Annotated in this window: 14 protein-coding genes; 10 read left to right on the top strand and 4 right to left on the bottom strand. The window is 68.6% G+C overall.

Annotation, left to right across the window (positions count from 1 at the left end; translation table 11 throughout):
- Positions 1–33: 33 nt before the first annotated feature.
- Entirely contained in the window at positions 34–612 is a 579-nt protein-coding gene (locus DBV10_RS20640; protein ID WP_124515437.1) for a FlgO family outer membrane protein, read from the bottom strand.
- A complete protein-coding gene (locus DBV10_RS20635) occupies positions 609–1346 on the bottom strand; it encodes a hypothetical protein (RefSeq protein ID WP_124515436.1) in 738 nt (245 codons plus the stop codon). Before DBV10_RS20635 ends, DBV10_RS20640 begins: the two co-directional genes overlap by 4 nt.
- 142 nt (positions 1347–1488) lie before the next feature.
- On the opposite strand from DBV10_RS20635, the gene DBV10_RS20630 reads away from it, so the two are divergent.
- Positions 1489–2748, top strand: coding sequence for a spherulation-specific family 4 protein (locus DBV10_RS20630; protein WP_124515435.1), 1260 nt, complete (start codon positions 1489–1491; stop codon positions 2746–2748).
- A 72-nt stretch (positions 2749–2820) separates the two neighbouring features.
- A complete protein-coding gene (locus DBV10_RS20625) occupies positions 2821–4089 on the top strand; it encodes an AI-2E family transporter (RefSeq protein ID WP_233590005.1) in 1269 nt (422 codons plus the stop codon).
- Here DBV10_RS20625 and DBV10_RS20620 read toward each other — a convergent pair.
- Positions 4058–6106 carry an EAL domain-containing protein gene (locus DBV10_RS20620; RefSeq protein ID WP_124515483.1) on the bottom strand — a complete coding sequence of 683 codons (2049 nt, stop codon included), beginning with the start codon at positions 6104–6106 and terminating at the stop codon, positions 4058–4060. The genes DBV10_RS20625 and DBV10_RS20620 overlap by 32 nt on opposite strands.
- Positions 6107–6393: 287 nt before the next feature.
- On the bottom strand, positions 6394–9183 hold the full coding sequence (gene ppc, locus DBV10_RS20615; RefSeq protein WP_124515434.1) for a phosphoenolpyruvate carboxylase: 2790 nt from the start codon (positions 9181–9183) through the stop codon (positions 6394–6396).
- A gap of 128 nt (positions 9184–9311) precedes the next feature.
- Here ppc and hemC point away from each other — a divergent pair, with 128 nt between their 5' ends.
- The 8 genes from hemC to DBV10_RS20575 all read left to right on the top strand — a co-directional run bounded on the left by hemC (position 9312) and on the right by DBV10_RS20575 (position 16839).
- Entirely contained in the window at positions 9312–10250 is a 939-nt protein-coding gene (gene hemC / locus DBV10_RS20610; protein WP_124515433.1) for a hydroxymethylbilane synthase, read from the top strand.
- 7 nt (positions 10251–10257) lie between these two features.
- Positions 10258–11079, top strand: coding sequence for a uroporphyrinogen-III synthase (locus tag DBV10_RS20605; protein WP_124515432.1), 822 nt, complete (start codon positions 10258–10260; stop codon positions 11077–11079).
- A complete protein-coding gene (locus DBV10_RS20600) occupies positions 11076–12206 on the top strand; it encodes a uroporphyrinogen-III C-methyltransferase (RefSeq protein ID WP_124515431.1) in 1131 nt (376 codons plus the stop codon). The genes DBV10_RS20605 and DBV10_RS20600 overlap by 4 nt, the downstream gene beginning before the upstream one ends.
- Positions 12207–12398: 192 nt before the next feature.
- The gene (locus DBV10_RS20595; RefSeq protein ID WP_124515430.1) at positions 12399–13676 is read left to right on the top strand and encodes a heme biosynthesis HemY N-terminal domain-containing protein; all 1278 of its coding nucleotides are present in this window, start codon (positions 12399–12401) and stop codon (positions 13674–13676) included.
- Between the two features lie 453 nt (positions 13677–14129).
- Entirely contained in the window at positions 14130–14705 is a 576-nt protein-coding gene (locus DBV10_RS20590; protein WP_124515429.1) for a cytochrome b, read from the top strand.
- A gap of 86 nt (positions 14706–14791) precedes the next feature.
- The gene (locus DBV10_RS20585) at positions 14792–15364 is read left to right on the top strand and encodes a YceI family protein (protein ID WP_370451204.1); all 573 of its coding nucleotides are present in this window, start codon (positions 14792–14794) and stop codon (positions 15362–15364) included.
- Between the two features lie 88 nt (positions 15365–15452).
- Positions 15453–16031, top strand: a complete 579-nt coding sequence (locus DBV10_RS20580) for a YceI family protein (RefSeq protein WP_124515427.1) — start codon at positions 15453–15455, stop codon at positions 16029–16031.
- 184 nt (positions 16032–16215) lie between these two features.
- Positions 16216–16839 carry a VOC family protein gene (locus DBV10_RS20575; RefSeq protein WP_124515426.1) on the top strand — a complete coding sequence of 208 codons (624 nt, stop codon included), beginning with the start codon at positions 16216–16218 and terminating at the stop codon, positions 16837–16839.
- The last annotated feature ends 66 nt before the right edge of the window (positions 16840–16905 follow it).

The raw sequence follows: 16905 nt of genomic DNA, 5'->3' as shown, positions 1-16905 counted from the left end.
TCTTGTTTATTGAACGCAACGGGTATCAGGCCTTCAGCGCCCCACCAGCAAGGTCCGCACGTTCTCATCCACCGGCACGGCGTAGTTGTGCGCAGCGACCACGTGGTTGCCCGCCGGGTTCACCAGCTTGAGGCTGATGAACAGCACCGAGGCCGACACCGCATAGGTGCCGACGACCACGGCCTGCGCGTTCTGGGCCTGGCTGACCTCGCGCACCTCGCGCGACAGCAGCAGCTCCCCCTGGTCGCGGTGCAGCACCAGGTTGTCGCGCAGCTTCACCTCCGTCACGCGCAAGCCCCGCTGCACCATGCGGCCCGCAATCTGCTCGGAAAAGATACGCCCGAGGCGTGACGACTCATTCAGCCGGTCCACATTGACCAGGGTGGCCACCAGCACCGGCTGGCTGGCATCCAGCGGCGCGTTGAGCAAAAGCGCATCGGTGGCGCGGTCATTGACCTCGATGAGGTCGGAGCGGGGCGCGCCGCCAGCGCGGTCCCCGTAGTAGTACCCGTTGACGGCATTGGTCACGCAGCCCTGCAGGGCCAGCACCACGAGGGCGGCGGCGCTCCACCCGATCGCACCCGGCACGGGGCGGCGTGGGCCCGGCTTCATGGCGCAACCACCCGCCAGGTCTTGACGGGTGTGGAAGGCAGTGGCGGGGGCGGCGGCAGCTCGGGCTGGTAGAGCACGGCGTCGGCACGTTCGATGTAGTACATGTCTGCAGAACCCGCCAGATAGCGGTCGCGGGTCTTGAGCGTGGTGGTGATGAGCACCTCGGTGCGCGTGGGCCCGCCCGCTGCGGCGCCCTGGGTGTAGAGATGCGCCATGTCCAGAGCCACGCCAGCACCAATGCCCAGCGCCGTGGCAACACCCGGCAGCAAGGTGCGGTCGGAGTAGTGCACGGTCCAGTCGCGCAGCACGCCCACACCGGTTCCCAGAATGGTCCCGGTCATGGGGATGGGCAGGCTGCGCGGAACCTCCGCCTGGTGCTGCACCAGCTGCGTCTGCACCTCCAGCTCCACGTCCGTGGGCGCCGTGGACACCACCACGCCCCGGTTGAGCAGATGCACCTTCAGCAGCTTCAAAAAGCCCTGATTGAAACTGGAGTTGTCCGGGACCGTCACATGGATCGGGTACTCGCCTTGCGGCCAAGCGGCCATCTTTTCGGTCACGCGCCCGGCCACGTCACCCGCCAGCACATCCCAGTGGTGCACGGCGCGCGCCTTCTTCTGGCCGGTGGCGGGGTAGTTGTCAGCGCGCGGCACGTCCAGGGTGCCACAGGCCGTCAGCAGCACCGCTGCCAGCAGGGCCGCGGTGCGGGGTATGCGGAGGTGGGGGGATGGCATGGGGGTCATGGTAGCGGCGCCGGTCCGCCACGATCGGCGCAACAACGCGGTGTTTCCGGCCCAAAGCCCCGCTTTCAGCGCTTGGAAGCGCCGCAGCCTGCGCTCACAATAGCTGCACACAACGAACCTCCTGACGACCACCATGCACACCTTGCACACGACACACCGCCTCGCGTCCCTGCTGGCCTTGACCGCTGCTCTGGCGGGCTGTGGAGGCGCCACCGACAAAGCCAGCACACCGGCCCCGTCGCCCACGCCGGCACCAGCGCCAGCCCCCGTGCCGACCGCGCCCATCGGCGTGAGCTTTGTCCAGCCCACCAGCAACGTGCTCGAACCCAATGTGTCGGAGCCCCTGTCCGTCAACGTGAGCGTCAATGGCAGCCAGGCCCCCAACGGCACCGCCGCGACGTTCACGCTCAACCCCGCCAGCGCAGGCACCCTGGCCCCCGTGGCCCCGACCACGGTGGGCGGCGTTGCCAGCACGACGCTGACGGTGAGCAGCCTGCCCCCCACGGCCACGTTCCAGATCGCAGCCACGGCCATCAGCAGCTCCAACACGGCCACCGACACCATCACCTACTATGTGCGCCCTGCGCACAAGCCCCTGCAGGTGCTGGTGCCCGCCTATTTCACAGCCACCGGCACCACGTCGCCCTGGGTCACCCTCACCAGCGGCGCAACGAGCTACCCGGACGTGAAGATCACCGCCATCGCCAACCCCAGCAGCGGCGTCCTGACGGCGGACACCAAGGAAGACGCCGACCTCACCAAGGCCATCAAGGCCTTCCAGGCCGTCTCGGGCACCAGCAATCGGGTGATTGGCTATGTCGCCACCACCTCGACCAGCAGCGGCGCGCTGTCGGTGGCCGACATCAAGGCCACCATCACCAACTACATCCGGCTCTACCCGGGCCTGTTCGACGGCTTCTTCCTGGACGGCATGGCCACCGACAGCTCCCGCGTGGCGCATTTCCAGGAGGTCTACACCCATGTGAAGGGGCTGACCACCGGCCTGACCGCCGGCGCAACACCGCCTGCCGCCCCCGTCGTGATCGGCAACCCGGGCACCTACCCGGTCGCCGCCTACGCGGGTGTCGCCGACACGCTGGTGACCTATGCGGGCAACGCAGCGGCCTACGCGAACATCGACCCCCAGCCTGGCAACACCTGGGTCTACGCCAAGGACAACAGCGCACAGGCCATGCTGGTGCACACGGCCAGCACCTGCACCGACATGCAGACAGCCGTGAAAAATGCCAATCGGCCCCGCATGAACACCGGCCTGGTCTACACCACCAACCTGGCGACCGGAGCGCCCTGGTCCGCGCTGCCCACCTACTGGCAGCAGATGCTGGGCACCGTGGACGCGCTGAACAAGCAGCGCACCCTGCCCCTGTGCTGACCTGAGCTGACGACCGTGGGGCCAGCCCCGCGTTGAACAGCGAGCAGCAAGCAGCCTGTTTACGATGGGGCCATGACGACCGACCCCATCACCCCCACGCCGCCGCCGGACATCCCGCTGCCCCATGCAGACGCGGGGCCGCCCCTTCCCGCAACCGGCACCGCACTTGCCGAAGGGCCAAACGCTGGCGCCGAAGCGGCCACACCGGCGTCCCCCGCCATCGCAGTGCCGCCCGTGGCCCCCTTGATGCTCCACATGCCCGTGGACGTGCGCAACCTGTCGCTGGCGCTGCTGGCGCTTTTTGCCAGCGTGGCGCTGCTGCACTGGGCCAGCGCGGTGTTCATTCCCATCATGCTGAGCCTGCTGCTCACCACGGCCCTGCGGCCAGCGGTGGAGGCGCTGTGGCGCTGGCATGTGCCGCGCTGGCTCGGGGCGGGTGTGCTGCTGCTGGCCATGGTCTCGGGGCTGGCCAGTGCCGCCTGGTCGCTCAGCGACGGCGCGGCGCAACTGGTGGACTCGCTGCCCGTGGCCGCGAAGAAGGTGCGCGACAACCTCAAGGCCCGCGCAGGGGGCAGCAGCCCCCTGGACACCATGCAGAGGGCGGCCACGCAGATCGAGCAGGCGGCCACCGAGAACAGCACCACGGCAGCACCACGCCGGGGCGTGCAGCGGGTCATTGTCGAGCGCCCGCCTTTCAACATCCGCGACTACCTCTGGAGCGGTACCGTGGGCCTGATGTCGGCCCTGGGGCAGCTCATGGTGGTGGTGTTCCTGACCTTCTTCGCCCTGGCCTCGGGCAACCTGCTGCGCGACAAGCTGTTGCGCATCGCGGGCACCAGCCTGGAGCGGCGCAAGGTCACGACCCGTGTGCTGGACGACATCACCCGCCAGATCCAGCGCTATTTGCTGCTGCAGGTGTTCACCAGCGTGCTAGTGGGCCTGGCCACCGGCCTGGCGTACTGGGCCCTGGGCCTGCAGAACGCGGCGGTGTGGGGCGTGGCGGCCGGGGTGCTCAACCTCGCGCCCTACATCGGCTCGGCCCTGGTCACGGGGGCGTCGGCACTGGTGGCCTTCCTGCAGTTCGGCACCCTGGACATGGCCCTGGCCGTTGGCGGCGCCTCGCTGGTCATCCACACCCTCGTCGGCAACCTGCTCACCCCCTGGCTCACCAGCCGCACCAGCAGCATGAGCCCGGTGGCCGTGTTCGTGAGCGTGCTGGCCTGGGGCTGGCTCTGGGGCCTGTGGGGGTTGCTGCTGGGCATCCCGGTGATGATGGCCGTGAAAGCCGTGTGCGACCGCGTGGAAGACCTCAAGCCGGTGGGCGAACTGCTGGGCCAGTAGGCACGGGCGCCGCCTGGCCCCCCGCTCCCACCGCGCACTGCCGCACAAACGCGGGCAGGTCGTCCGCCGCCAGCGCGCGGCTGTAGTACCAGCCCTGCACACGCAGGTCGATGGCAGCGGGCAGCACCTGCAGTTGCCCGTCGGTCTCCACCCCCTCCACCACGATGCCCAGCCCCAGGCCCTGGCCAAAATGCAGCAGGCCTTCCAGCACGCGCGCACCCTGGGGCTCGGTGCTGGTCAGCACGAAGCTGCGGTCGATCTTGATCGCATCCACCGCAAACGCATGCAGATAGCTCAGCGACGAATACCCGGTGCCAAAGTCGTCGATGGACACCTTGGCGCCCACCGCATGCACCCGGGCGATGGCGTCGCGCATCTGCGCCACATCGGCCGCCAGCGCGTCCTCGGTGATCTCTATGCTGATGCAGCCCGCCGCCGGTGCGATCAACGCCACCAGGCGCTCGCAGTGGGCGGGCGACATAAGGGTGGGCCCCGTGACGTTGATGGAGATCGGCAGCTCAAACCCCGCATTGCGCCAGCGCCGGTACTGCCGCAAGGCCGCAGCGGCCACCCACAGGTCCACATCCTTCATCAACCCGGCATCGGACAGCCAGACCAGGAACGAACCCGGCAGCTGGACGCGGCCCTGTGAATCGCGGGCCCGCAGCAGGGCCTCGCACCCCACGCACAGGCCCGTGCGCGGCGACACCTGGGGCTGGTACTCCAGGAAAAACTCGTAGTCGCCCATGCGGCGCACCCGGTCCAGCAGCTCCCTCCTGCGGCCCTGGCCCTGCTGCGCCACCACGATGGGATCGCGCGCGTACAGGCTGCCCTCCTCCTGCAGCCGCGTGAAGGTGGTGTCGAGCCCGGGCAAGTGCACCGTGGTTTCGTTGTGGCGCTCCAGCGCCCGGACGGCGGGTGCATAAATGCAGGCCCCCAGCAGCACCAGCGCGGCCTGCAACACCACGGCCGACCAGGCGCCCTCGGTGCTGACATAGGCATTGAAAATGACCGGCGCGTTGAGCGGCATAGGCACCGTGGCAATCGGCACCCAGCCCGCCTGCACGGCTGCGAGCGCCAGGCAGGCATTGAGGGCCGGCACCAGGATGAACGGAATGAGCAGGCGCGGATTCAGGATCAGCGGGATGCCAAACAACAGCAGCTCATTCACATTCAACAAGGCCATGGGCAGGCTGGCCACCGCCAGCAAACGCAGCCCCGGGCTGCGCCCCCGCCACAGCACAGCCAACACCAGTGACAAGGTACCGCCCGCGCCCCCGATGAAGGCAAACGCCCCCAGCAGCCCCGCGTTCAGCGGGTACTGGGGCACCTGGTCGGTCAGCAGTTCGATGGCATTCCAGCCCACCGCCTGCTCCAGCAACTGGAACAGGGGCTGCAGGGCATGGTAGCCATGGACGCCGAAGAACCAGAGCAGCGAGTTCATGCCGGTGAGCAGGACGGCATGGAGGTACGGACGATCGGGGTCGAGCATGTCCATGGGCAGGCTCCACTGCGCCAGCCCGGACCACTGCTGCAACAGTGCCAGCACGGCCGCCAGCAATGCGGCGGTCAGAACGCCGGGCACCACCATGTTCACCGCATCCTCGACGTTGTCGCTGACCAGCGCCCCCCGCGACACCTGCAGCCAGCGCACCTGCACCAGCCGGGCCATCAGCGGCACATTGACGAGCGGCGACGCAATCGCGATGAACAGCACCAGCGTGGCCGCCGCACGCGGCTGCGCACTGAGCTGGTACGACGCCAGCGCCACGTACACAAAGCACAAAAAGGCCACAGGCAGCCGCGGCAAGCGGTGGCGGATGGCCAGCATGTAGCCGATCGAAGCGGCAATCAGCAGCGGCAGGATGCGGCTGATCTCGCCATGCAGCCCCGCCAGCACATCGACGACCGCCGGCGGCAGGCCCAGGGCGCGCGCCAGCACCGACAGCACCAGGAACACCGCCGACACCATGAGGCAGGGCAGCACCCACAGCAACCCCTCGCGGATGGCCCGCATCGCATCCGCGCGCGCCACGGTTTCCAGCCGGTGCGACAGATGCGCCTTCCAGGCCGCCAGATCAATGCCCAAAGCCGTGCCTCCCGGCCCGCAGGCGGGCCACCACCATGACGCACCGCAGGGCCCCGCCGCCGCTCGCCGTGCAGCAGCAGCCCCGCACCGACAGCCTGGCACCTGCCTGTTGCCAGGGGCTGGCCGAGGGCGCAACGGCGCCCTGGCATCCATGCTAGCGCGCGCCGGCGCCGGTGGCAAAGCGCGCAGGAAAGCGCGTGGAAAAACGCGCGGCCTCAGCCCGTGTTGCGCAAGCCGGCGGCAATGCCGTTGATGGAGATATGGATACCCGTCTGCACCCGCTCATCGCCCTGCCCCGCGCGCCAGCGGCGCACCAGCTCGACCTGCAGGTGGTGCAGCGGGTCGATGTACGGAAAGCGGTGCTTGATGGAGCGCGCCAGCGCCGTGTTGTGCGTCAGGCGCTGCTTGTCGCCCGTGATGCGCGTCAGCGCCTCGGCCGTGCGCTGCCACTCGGCCTCGATGGCGGTGAAGACCTTCTTGCGCAGGCGCGCGTCGGTCACCAGTTCGCTATAGCGCGAGGCCAGGGCCAGGTCGCTCTTGGCCAGCACCATGTCCATGTTGGACAGCAGCGTGCGGAAGAACGGCCACTGGCGGTACATCTTCTGCAGCAGCGCCAACTGGGCCTTGGGGTCCTTGCCCTCGGCGTTCACGAACGCATCGACCGCCGAGCCAAAGCCGAACCAGCCCGGCAGCGTGAGACGGCACTGGCCCCAGCTGAAGCCCCAGGGGATGGCGCGCAGGTCCTCGATCTTCTGGCTGGCCTTGCGCGATGCGGGGCGCGAGCCGATGTTGAGTTCGGCGATCTCGCGGATGGGGGTGGAGTTGAAGAAATAGTCGGTAAAGCCAGGCGTCTCGTACACCAGCGCGCGGTAGCTGCCCATGCTGGCCAGCGAGAGCTGCGCGGCCGCATCCAGAAACGCCTTGGTGGCGGGCTTGGTGGGCTGCAGCAGCGTGGCTTCGAGCGTGGCGGCCACCAGGGTTTCCAGATTGCGCCGGCCGATCTCGGGGTTGGCGTATTTGGAGGCAATGACCTCGCCCTGCTCCGTCAGGCGGATCTGCCCACGCACGGTGCCGGGCGGCTGCGCCAGGATGGCCTGGTAGCTGGGGCCACCGCCCCGACCCACGGTGCCGCCCCGGCCATGGAACATGCGCAACTGGATGCCGTGGCTGGTGGCCAGTTCGTCAAACAACTCCACCAGCGCAATCTCGGCGCGGTACAGCTCCCAGTTGCTGGTAAAGATGCCGCCGTCCTTGTTGCTGTCGCTGTAGCCGAGCATGATGTCCTGCTCACCGCCGCTGCGCTGCACCAGGGCGGCGACGCCGGGCAGGCTGTAGAACTCGCGCATGATGGGCGCGGCGTTGCGCAGGTCTTCGATGGTCTCGAACAGCGGCACCACGATGAGGTGGTTCTTCGACTCGGCATCGAGTGTGCCGTTCATCAGGCCCACTTCCTTTTGCAGCAGCAGCACTTCGAGCAGGTCGCTCACCGTTTCGGTGTGGCTGATGATGTAGTGGCGGATGGCCTCGTGACCGAAGCGCTCGCGCATCACGCGGGCGGTTTCAAAGATGGCCAGCTCGCCCTGGGCGTGGGCGGAATACTCGGCCCCCACCACGCGCAGCGGGCGCGCGTCGTTGAGCAGCTTGATGAGCAGCGCGCGCTTGGCGGCTTCCTGCAGGCCGGCGTACTGGGGCTCGATGCGCGCCTTGGCGAGCAGCTCGGCCACCACTTCTTCGTGCTTGTCGGAGCTTTGGCGCAGGTCCACCGTGGCCAGGTGAAAACCAAACACCTGTACGGCACGGATCAGCGGATGCAGGCGCTCGGCGGCCAGGGCCTCGCCATGGTGCGACTGCAGCGATGCCTCGATCACCCGCAGGTCAGCCAGGAACTCCTCGGCGCTGGCGTAGGCGTTTTGCGGCGCCACAGCATGGCGCGCGGCTTCGCCGCCGGTCAGGTCCTTGAGCGACGCTGCCAGGCGCGCGTAGATGCCCGTCAGGGCGCGGCGGTAGGGCTCGTCCACGCGGTGTTCGTTGGTGTCGGGCGAGCGCTGGGCCAGGGCCTCCATCTCGGCCGACACCTGCACCAGGCGCGCCGACAGCGACAGCTCGCCGCCCAGGTAGTGCACTTCCGTCAGGTAGTGGCGCAGCGCCACCTCGGCCTGGCGGCCCAGGGCGTATTGCAGGGTCTGCGCGGTGACATTGGGGTTGCCGTCGCGGTCGCCGCCGATCCACTGGCCCATGCGCAGAAAGCTGTGCACGGGGTACTGGCCCAGCTCGCTCTCCAGGTCGGCATAGATCTTGGGGATCTCGCGCAGGAAGGTGGCTTCGTAATAAGAGAGCGCGTTCTCGATCTCGTCGGCCACGGTGAGCTTGCTGTAGCGCAGCAGGCGCGTCTGCCACAGCTGGGCCACGCGGGCGCGCAGCAGCGCCTCGTTGGCGGCCAGCTCGCGCGGGGTGAGCGCGTCCTTGGCGCTGTTGTAGAGCTGGGCGCGCACCTGGATGTCGTCGCGCGTGGCCAGCAGCTGGGCGATGTCGCGCTCGGCGTCCAGAATGCTCTTGCGCTGCACTTCGGTGGGGTGGGCGGTGAGCACCGGTGCCACGTAGCTGCCGGCCAGCGTCTGCGAGATGGTCTTGGGCGCAATGCCGGCCCAGCGCAGGCGCGACAGGGCCACTTCGATGCTGCCCTCCTGCGTGTCGCCCGCACGCTCGTGCACGGCGCGGCGGCGGATGTGGTGGCGGTCTTCGGCCAGGTTGGCCAGGTGGCTGAAATAGGTGAAGGCGCGGATCACGCTCACCGTCTGGTCGCCCGACAGCGCCTTGAGCAGCTTCTTGAGCGCACGGTCGGCCTCCTGGTCGGCGTCGCGGCGGAAGGCCACCGACAGCTTGCGCACCTGCTCGACGAGTTCGTAGGCGTCCACCCCTTCCTGCTCACGGATCACATCACCCAGAATGCGGCCGAGCAGGCGGATGTCGTCAATCAGGGGCTGGTCCTTGTCGGATCGTTTCATGCAGGAGTCTCCGGGATGGGTGGGATGGCCTGGCACGGTGAGCCCGCATGGCCGCAGGCCGCACCAGCCCCAGTGCGGGCGCATGCTAGCATCCTGAGCCCCTGAATAATTACAAACAGGTTACGAACTTGAGCGCCTCGCAAACCCCCCCCATCGTCATCGCCACACGCGAAAGCCGCCTGGCACTGTGGCAGGCTGAGCATGTCAAAGCATTGCTCGAAGCCCGTGGCCACAGCGTACAGTTGCTGGGCATGACAACCAAGGGCGACCAGATCCTGGACAAATCACTCAGCAAGGTCGGCGGCAAGGGCCTGTTCGTGAAAGAGCTGGAAGTGGCCCTGGAAGAAGGCCGCGCCGACATCGCGGTGCACTCGCTCAAAGACGTGCCCATGGAGCTGCCCGAAGGCTTTGCCCTGGCCTGCGTGATGGAGCGCGAAGACCCGCGCGACGCCTTTGTTTCCCCCCGCTACGAGAACCTGGACGCCCTGCCCCAGGGCGCCGTGGTGGGCACATCCAGCCTGCGCCGCCAGGTGCTGCTGCAGGCCCTGCGGCCCGATCTGACCATCGAGCCGCTGCGCGGCAACCTCGACACCCGCCTGCGAAAACTGGACGAGGGCCAGTACGACGCCATCGTGCTCGCTGCCGCCGGCCTCAAGCGCCTGGGGCTCGAAGCCCGCATCCGCGCCACGTTCGCCCCCACCGCCATGCTGCCTGCGGCAGGCCAGGGCGCGCTGGGCATCGAGGTGCGCAGCGACCGCCAGGACCTGATCGACGCGCTGGCCCCGCTGGCGCATGAGGCCACCTGGCTGACCGTGGCCGCCGAGCGCGCCGTGAGCCGTGCCATGGGCGGCAGCTGCTCCATGCCCCTGGCGGCGCACGGCACGCTGGCCGATGGCATGCTGCAGCTCGACGCCGCCTGGGGCGACCCAGACGGCCAGGCACCACTGGTGCGCGCGCAGGCCAGCGCCGCCGTCGCCACCCTCGCACAGGCCGAGGCCCTGGGCGACGCGATTGCCCAGCGCCTGCGCGCCGGCGGTGCGCGGGGCGCGGCCCCCGCCAACCCCTGAGGTCCCCGTGCCCTCGCCCCGGGTGATCGTCACGCGGCCCGCCCGCGAGGCGGCCCATTGGGTAGAGCAGCTCCAGGCCTGCGGCCTTCCGGCCGTGGCGCTGCCCCTCATCGCCATTGGCCCCTGCACCGCCCCCGGCGCGCAAGAGGCGCTGGACAGGGCCCGCGCGCAGCCAGACCGCTACCGCGCCCTGATGTTTGTCAGCGGCAATGCAGCCGCCTACTTCTACCAGCCAGAACGGCTGCTTGCGCTCAACAGTCAAGCGCAAGCAGCTACAAAAACAAGAGCATGGGCCCCCGGCCCCGGCACGGCCCGCGCGCTGGAGCTGGCCGGTGTCCCACATGCATGCATCGACGGACCGGCCCTCGACGCCCCGCAGTTCGACTCCGAAGCCCTGTGGCAGCAGGTCGGCCCCCAGGTCCGGCCCGGGGACCGCGTGCTCATCGTGCGCGGGCGCTCCGCCACGCCCGAGGGCGTCCATGAAAACACCCAGGGCACGGGCCGGGACTGGCTGGCGCGGCAGATCGAAGCGGCCGGCGGCCAGGTGGAATTTGTGGTGGTCTACGAACGCGGTGCCCCCCGGTTCTCCGCCGACGAGGTGGCGCTGGCGCAACAGGCGGCACAGGACGGCTCGGTCTGGCTGCTGAGCAGCTCCGAGGCCGTGGCCCATCTCGCCGAGGCCCTGCCCACCCAGCACTGGGGCGCCGCGCACGCGCTGGCCACGCACCCGCGCATCGCCGAAGCCGCGCGCAGAGCGGGCTTTGGCCTGGTACGGGAATGCCGTCCCGCCTTGGAAGATGTGGTGGCCTCGATAGAATCGGCCGCATGAGTTCTGTGCCTCCCACCGATCAGCCCCACGCGCCCGCTGCCGCCCCGGCTGCCGCGCCTGCAGGCAGCCCCGTGCCGGCCCCTGGCGCATCGCCAGCGGCCCCGGCAGCCTCCGGGCGCAGCGGCACGGTCATGGTGCTGCTGGGCGCCGTGGCCGCTGCCGCGCTGGTCAGCAGCGGCATGCTGTGGCAAAAGCTCAGCGCCATCCAGGAGCAGCTGGCCCGGCAATCCGCCGACGCGGGCGCGCAGGCCATCGAGGCCCGCACCATGGCCCGCCAGGCCGAAGAGCTGGTGCGTGACACGGCCGCCCGCCTGTCGGTGGCCGAAGCCCGGGTGAGCGAGGTGGCCCTGCAGCGCAGCCAGCTCGAAGAACTGATGCAAAGCCTGTCGCGCTCACGCGACGAAAACCTGGTGGTGGACATCGAATCGGCCATCCGCCTCGCCCAGCAACAGGCCCAGCTCACCGGCAGCCTGGAGCCCCTGGTGGCCGCGCTCAAGAGCGCCAACCAGCGCATCGAACGCGCTGCCCAGCCCCGCCTGGCCCCCGTGCAACGCGCCATTGGCCGCGACCTGGACCGCCTGACCCGCGCCACCGTCACCGACACCGCCGGCCTGCTGGCCCGCCTGGACGACCTGGTGCGCCAGGTGGACGAGTTGCCCGTGCAAAACGCCGTGGCCCAGGCCGCTGCCACCCGGCGCCTGTCGGCCGCCCCGGCATCGCAGGGCGCCCAACCCGCCGACCAGGGCCACCTGGCCTGGTGGCAGGCCACCCTGCAGCGCGGCTGGGAAGTGGTGCGCGATGAGGCCCGGGGCCTCGTGCGCGTGAGCCGCATCGACCAGCCCGAGGCCATTCTGCTGGCGCCCGAACAGACCTTCTTCCTGCGCGAGAACCTCAAGCTCAAGCTGCTCAACGCGCGCCTGGGTGTGCTGGCGCGCCAGTTCGAGTCGGCGCGCGCCGACCTGGCCGCTGCCACGGCCGCGCTGAACAAGTACTTCGACCCCGCGTCGCGCCGCACGCAGAACGTGGCCTCGATCCTGCAACAGGCCCAGGCCAGCATGAAGGCCGCCGACATGCCGCGCCTGGACGAAACCCTGTCGGCCCTGGCAACGGCCGCGGCGGGAAGATGATGAAGCATCCCCTGAGTCGCTTCGCGCCTTCCCCCTCTCCCGCCTCGCTGCGCGAAGCGGGAGGGAGACGCCCCCAGTGCACGCAAACGAAGCGCCGCTTGTGCGGCCTGGCGGCCCTTGCGCGGGGGCACTGGCATGGGTACGCGCCGGTTTCGCAGGCTGCAGGCGCGCACGACGCTTTGGATCACTGACATGCGCGCAGCACTTTGGCTTTTGGCATTGTTTGGCGTGGCCGTGGCGGCCGCGCTGTTTGCGGGCAACAACCAGGGCACCGTCACCCTGTACTGGCCGCCCTACCGCATCGACCTGTCGCTCAACATGGTGGTGCTGCTGCTGGTGGGCAGTTTTGTCACCGTCTATGCGGCGCTGCGCGCCCTGGCGGCGCTGCTGGAACTGCCGCACCAGGCCCGCCGCTGGCGCGTACAGCAAAAAGAGCGCGCCATGCACAACGCCCTGCTGGACGCCCTGACCCACATGCTCGGCGGCCGCTTCATCCGCTCGCGCAAGGCCGCGGTGGCCGCCTTGGCGCAAGAACACGCGCTCGAAGCCGGTGGCGATGCCGTGCCCCATGGCAAGCAACTGCGCGCCCTGGCCCACATGATTGCGGCCGAGGCCTCGCACGCGCTACAGGACCGCACCACCCGCGAAAGCCATCTGCAGGACGCCCTGCAGGAGGCCCCGATGCGCGGCACGGTGAACGAGCAGGAAATGCACGAAGGCACGCAGATGCGCGCCGCCCGCTGGTCGCTGGACGACCGGGATGCCGGCGCCGCGCTCGACCGCCTGGCCGCCCTGCCCCAGGGCGCCGCCCGGCGCACGTTGGCCCTGCGCATCAAGCTCAAGGCCACCCGGCTGGCGCGGCAGACGCAAGAGGCGCTCGACACCGCGCGCCTGCTGGGCAAACACCGTGCGTTTTCGCCCAGTGCGGCGCAGAGCATCGTGCGGGGCCTGGCCACCGAACTCATCAACAGCGCCCACGACACCGCCCAGCTGCAGCAGATCTGGCTGTCGCTGGAAACCTCCGAGCGCAACATGCCCGAGCTGGCCATCCACGCCGCCCAACGGCTGGCCGCACTGGGCGGCGAGGCCACCCAGGTGCGCGCCTGGCTGCTGCCCGTGTGGGAGCGCATGCTGGACCTGCCGGACGCGCTGGCAGAGCACCACGCCCTCAAGCTCGTGCGCGCACTCGAGGCCGGCCTGGATGCGCTCGACGGCCCCTGGCTGGCCCGCATCGAGTCGGCCCAGCAGGCCAACCCGCGCGACGCCCGCCTGCAGTACCTGGCCGGCATGGCCTGCCTCAAGCGCCAGCTGTGGGGCAAGGCCCAGCAGTTGCTGACCCAGGCCGCCCAGCAACTGACCGACGCCCCCCTGCGCGCCAGTGCCTGGCGCCACCTGGCCGAGCTGGCCGAGCAGCGCGGCGACGACAGCGCCGCCGCCAGTGCCTGGAAGCAGGCGGCGCTGAACCGATAGGGCCGGTGCGCCGCCACGGGCCGTGGCGCGCGCCCCCCCCTGATACGGATTCGCGTTCGATCTTCGATCCATCAGAACCGTTCGGACTGGGCCCTTTGGCAGGCTCAGGACAGGCCTGACTCCCGCGCGCGGGCGCTGCCCCCCTGCGCGCAGATGCAGCAATGGCGTCCCCACGCCCCCCGCAGCGCGCAGTGCCCAAGGTGGCTTGCTGGGGCGCGTGCCATCGCCCTCCCGGCCCGGCACCCGCCCACCGCAGCACACGCGAAAACGGCGCAGCATTGGGGAACTTTGAGCGCTTGGGGGCAATCAATTCATTTTTTTTGAAATGAAGCGTCAATCTGCCTGAAGCCGAACCCGGCCACCGCTTCCTACACTGCCTCATCGTTGGAACGCCCGCATGCCCCGGGGCCGCCAGCCACCAGGTTCCCAGCCCCTTCACTGCACACGCATTCAATGACTGCTTCTGCCCCCCCGACCTCTGCGGCAACCCCGCGCCGCTACACCCGCACTGCCATGCTGCTGCACTGGGTGCTCGGCCTGGCGTTGATCGGGCTGTTCGGTGTCGGCCTCTACATGGCCGACCTGCCCTTCTCGCCCCAGCGCCTCAAGCTCTACAACTGGCACAAATGGGCGGGGGTCACCCTCCTGGCGCTGTCGGTGCTACGCCTGGCGTGGCGGCTTATCCACCGCCCTCCCGCACTGCCCCACACCATCGAAAAAAGCATGCCCAGCTGGCAGAAGCTTGCCCACCACGGCACCCACCACCTGCTGTATGCGCTGTTCTTTGCCGTGCCCTTGATCGGCTGGGCCTACAGCTCGGCGGCCGGGTTTCCCATCGTGTTCCTGGGGCTGTGGCAACTGCCGGATTTCGTGCCCGTGAGCAAGGACCTGGCCGAGGCCATCAAGCCCTGGCACCAGTACACGGCGTTTGCGCTGGCCGCACTCGCGCTGCTGCACATCGCGGCCGCGCTCAAGCACCAGGTCGTGGACCGTGACGGCCTGCTGGCGCGCATGCTGCCGGGCCGATGAAGCACGCCCCCCGGTTGAACACGCCGCCGCTTCCGCCGCTTCCTCTTCTTCTCCCCCAGTCCTTTGAACGGAGTTCCTGCATGAATATGTCCTCCTCGACCCTGTCCCGCATCGTGCTGGGTGCCGCCCTGGTGGTGAGCGCCCAGGCCGCCACGGCCCAGCAGCAGCTCGTGCCTGCCCAGAGCGAGGTGCAGTTCACCGCGCGCCAGATGGGCGTGCCGCTCGATGGCCACTTCAAGAAATTCAGCGCCCAGGTGGCGTTTGACCCGGCCAAGCTGGCCACCAGCAAGATCGCGCTCACGGTGGACACCGGCAGTGCCACGCTGGGCTCGAAGGAAACCGATGCCGAGCTGCCCAAGCCCACCTGGTTCAACGTGGCCAAGTTCCCGCAGGCGCAGTTCGAATCGACCGCCATCAAGGCGCTGGGCGGCGGCAAGTTTGAAGTGGCCGGCAAGCTCACCATCAAGGGCAACGCACAGAACGTGACCGTGCCCGTGGTGCTGGCACAGAATGGCGCCACCACCACCGCCACAGGCACCCTGCCCATCAAGCGCCTGGCGTTCAAGATCGGCGAGAACGAGTGGGCCGACACCTCGATGGTGGCCGACGACGTGACCGTGAAATTCAAGCTCGCATTGACGGGCGTGGGCAAACTTTGACCGGTTTCTGATTGCAGCCTCGTCTCTTTCGCCCTCCGCTTTCCCCCCTGGTTCGTTTCGTAGTTCCTCTTTTCAAGGAGTCTTTTCCATGCGCAAGTCCCTGTTCTCCCTGCTCGCCGTGGCCGCTGCCACTGCCCTGACCGCGGGCGCCGCCCAGGCCGCCAACTACGCCATCGACCCCACGCACACCTTCGTGACGTTCGAGATCGGCCACTTCGGCGCGTCCACCAACCGCGCCCGCTTCGACAAGAAGCAGGGCACGGTGGAATTTGACCGCGCGGCCAAGTCCGGCAAGGTGGACATCACCATCGACACCACCTCGGTGAACTCGGGCACGCCGCCGTTCGACAAGCACCTGCAAAGCGCCGACCTGTTCGACGCCGCCAAGCACCCCACGATCAAGTTCGTGTCGGACAAGTTCAGCTTCAACGGCGACAAGGTCGGCGAAGTGACCGGCCAGCTCACACTGCTGGGCAAGACGGCGCCCGTCACGCTCAAGGCCACGCAGTTCAACTGCTACGACAGCCCCATGCTCAAGCGCGAAGTCTGCGGTGGCGACTTCGAGACCACCATCGACCGCACCCAATGGGGCATGAACTACGGCGTGGAATGGGGCTTCCCCAAGAACGTGCGCCTGGTGGTGCAGATCGAAGCCGTGAAGCAGTAATTCCGGTAGCACCCACCGCCCCCCGGCAGGACCACCCCGGCGTTCTGCTCCAGCCACCCATGGCAGCCATGCCCGGGTGGCTTTTTCTTTGCACGCAGGCCCTCTGTGCGGAATTCAAAATTAACTTAACGTAAATCAATTACGAATAGTAGAATTGCAACCACCCAATTTGAGGAGACTCAGCATGAACGCTGTCCTGAAGAAGCCCGACCTGGCCACCCTGCCCGCGCCTGCCGCCATCCAGCAGCTGCACCACTACGCCTACAAGGCGCGTGACGCCGAGGAAACGCGCCAGTTCTACGAAGACATCCTGGGCCTGCCGCTGTACCACATCATCCAGAGCGACTACGTGCCCAGCACGGGCGAATACTGCCCCTACACGCACTTCTTCTTTCGCCTGCAGGACGGCTCGTTCATCGCTTTCTTCGACCTGGGCGACGACGTGAAGGCCGAGCCCTCGCCCAACACCCCCCTGTGGGTGAACCACATCGCGTTCCGCGTGAACACGGTGCAGGAGCTGGAAAACACCAAGCAGCGCCTGGAAGCCCATGGCGTCGAAGTGCTGGGCGTGACCGACCACCACATCTTCAAGAGCATCTACTTCTTTGACCCCAACGGCATCCGCCTGGAGCTGTCGGCCCAGCTGGCCAACGACGAACAGATGGAAAAGGACAGCACCGTGGCCCACGCGCGGCTGAACGAGTGGACGGCACGCAAGGAACAATGGCGCAAGGAACGCGCCGAGGGCAAGGTGGCGGCACCGCTCAAGCCCCAGCAGAACGACCGGCCGGAATACGTGCGCAAGTAAGCCCGTACGCGCCAAGCGCTACCGAACCGGCTGCAAGGCGTGCGCGAACTGGGGCCTTCCAAGAAA

Origin of the sequence: Acidovorax sp. FJL06, from assembly GCF_003852545.1 — a bacterium.
GTDB lineage: Bacteria > Pseudomonadota > Gammaproteobacteria > Burkholderiales > Burkholderiaceae_C > Acidovorax.
Note: the sequence above shows the minus strand (reverse complement) of the source record. Positions and strands in the feature narration are given on the sequence as shown.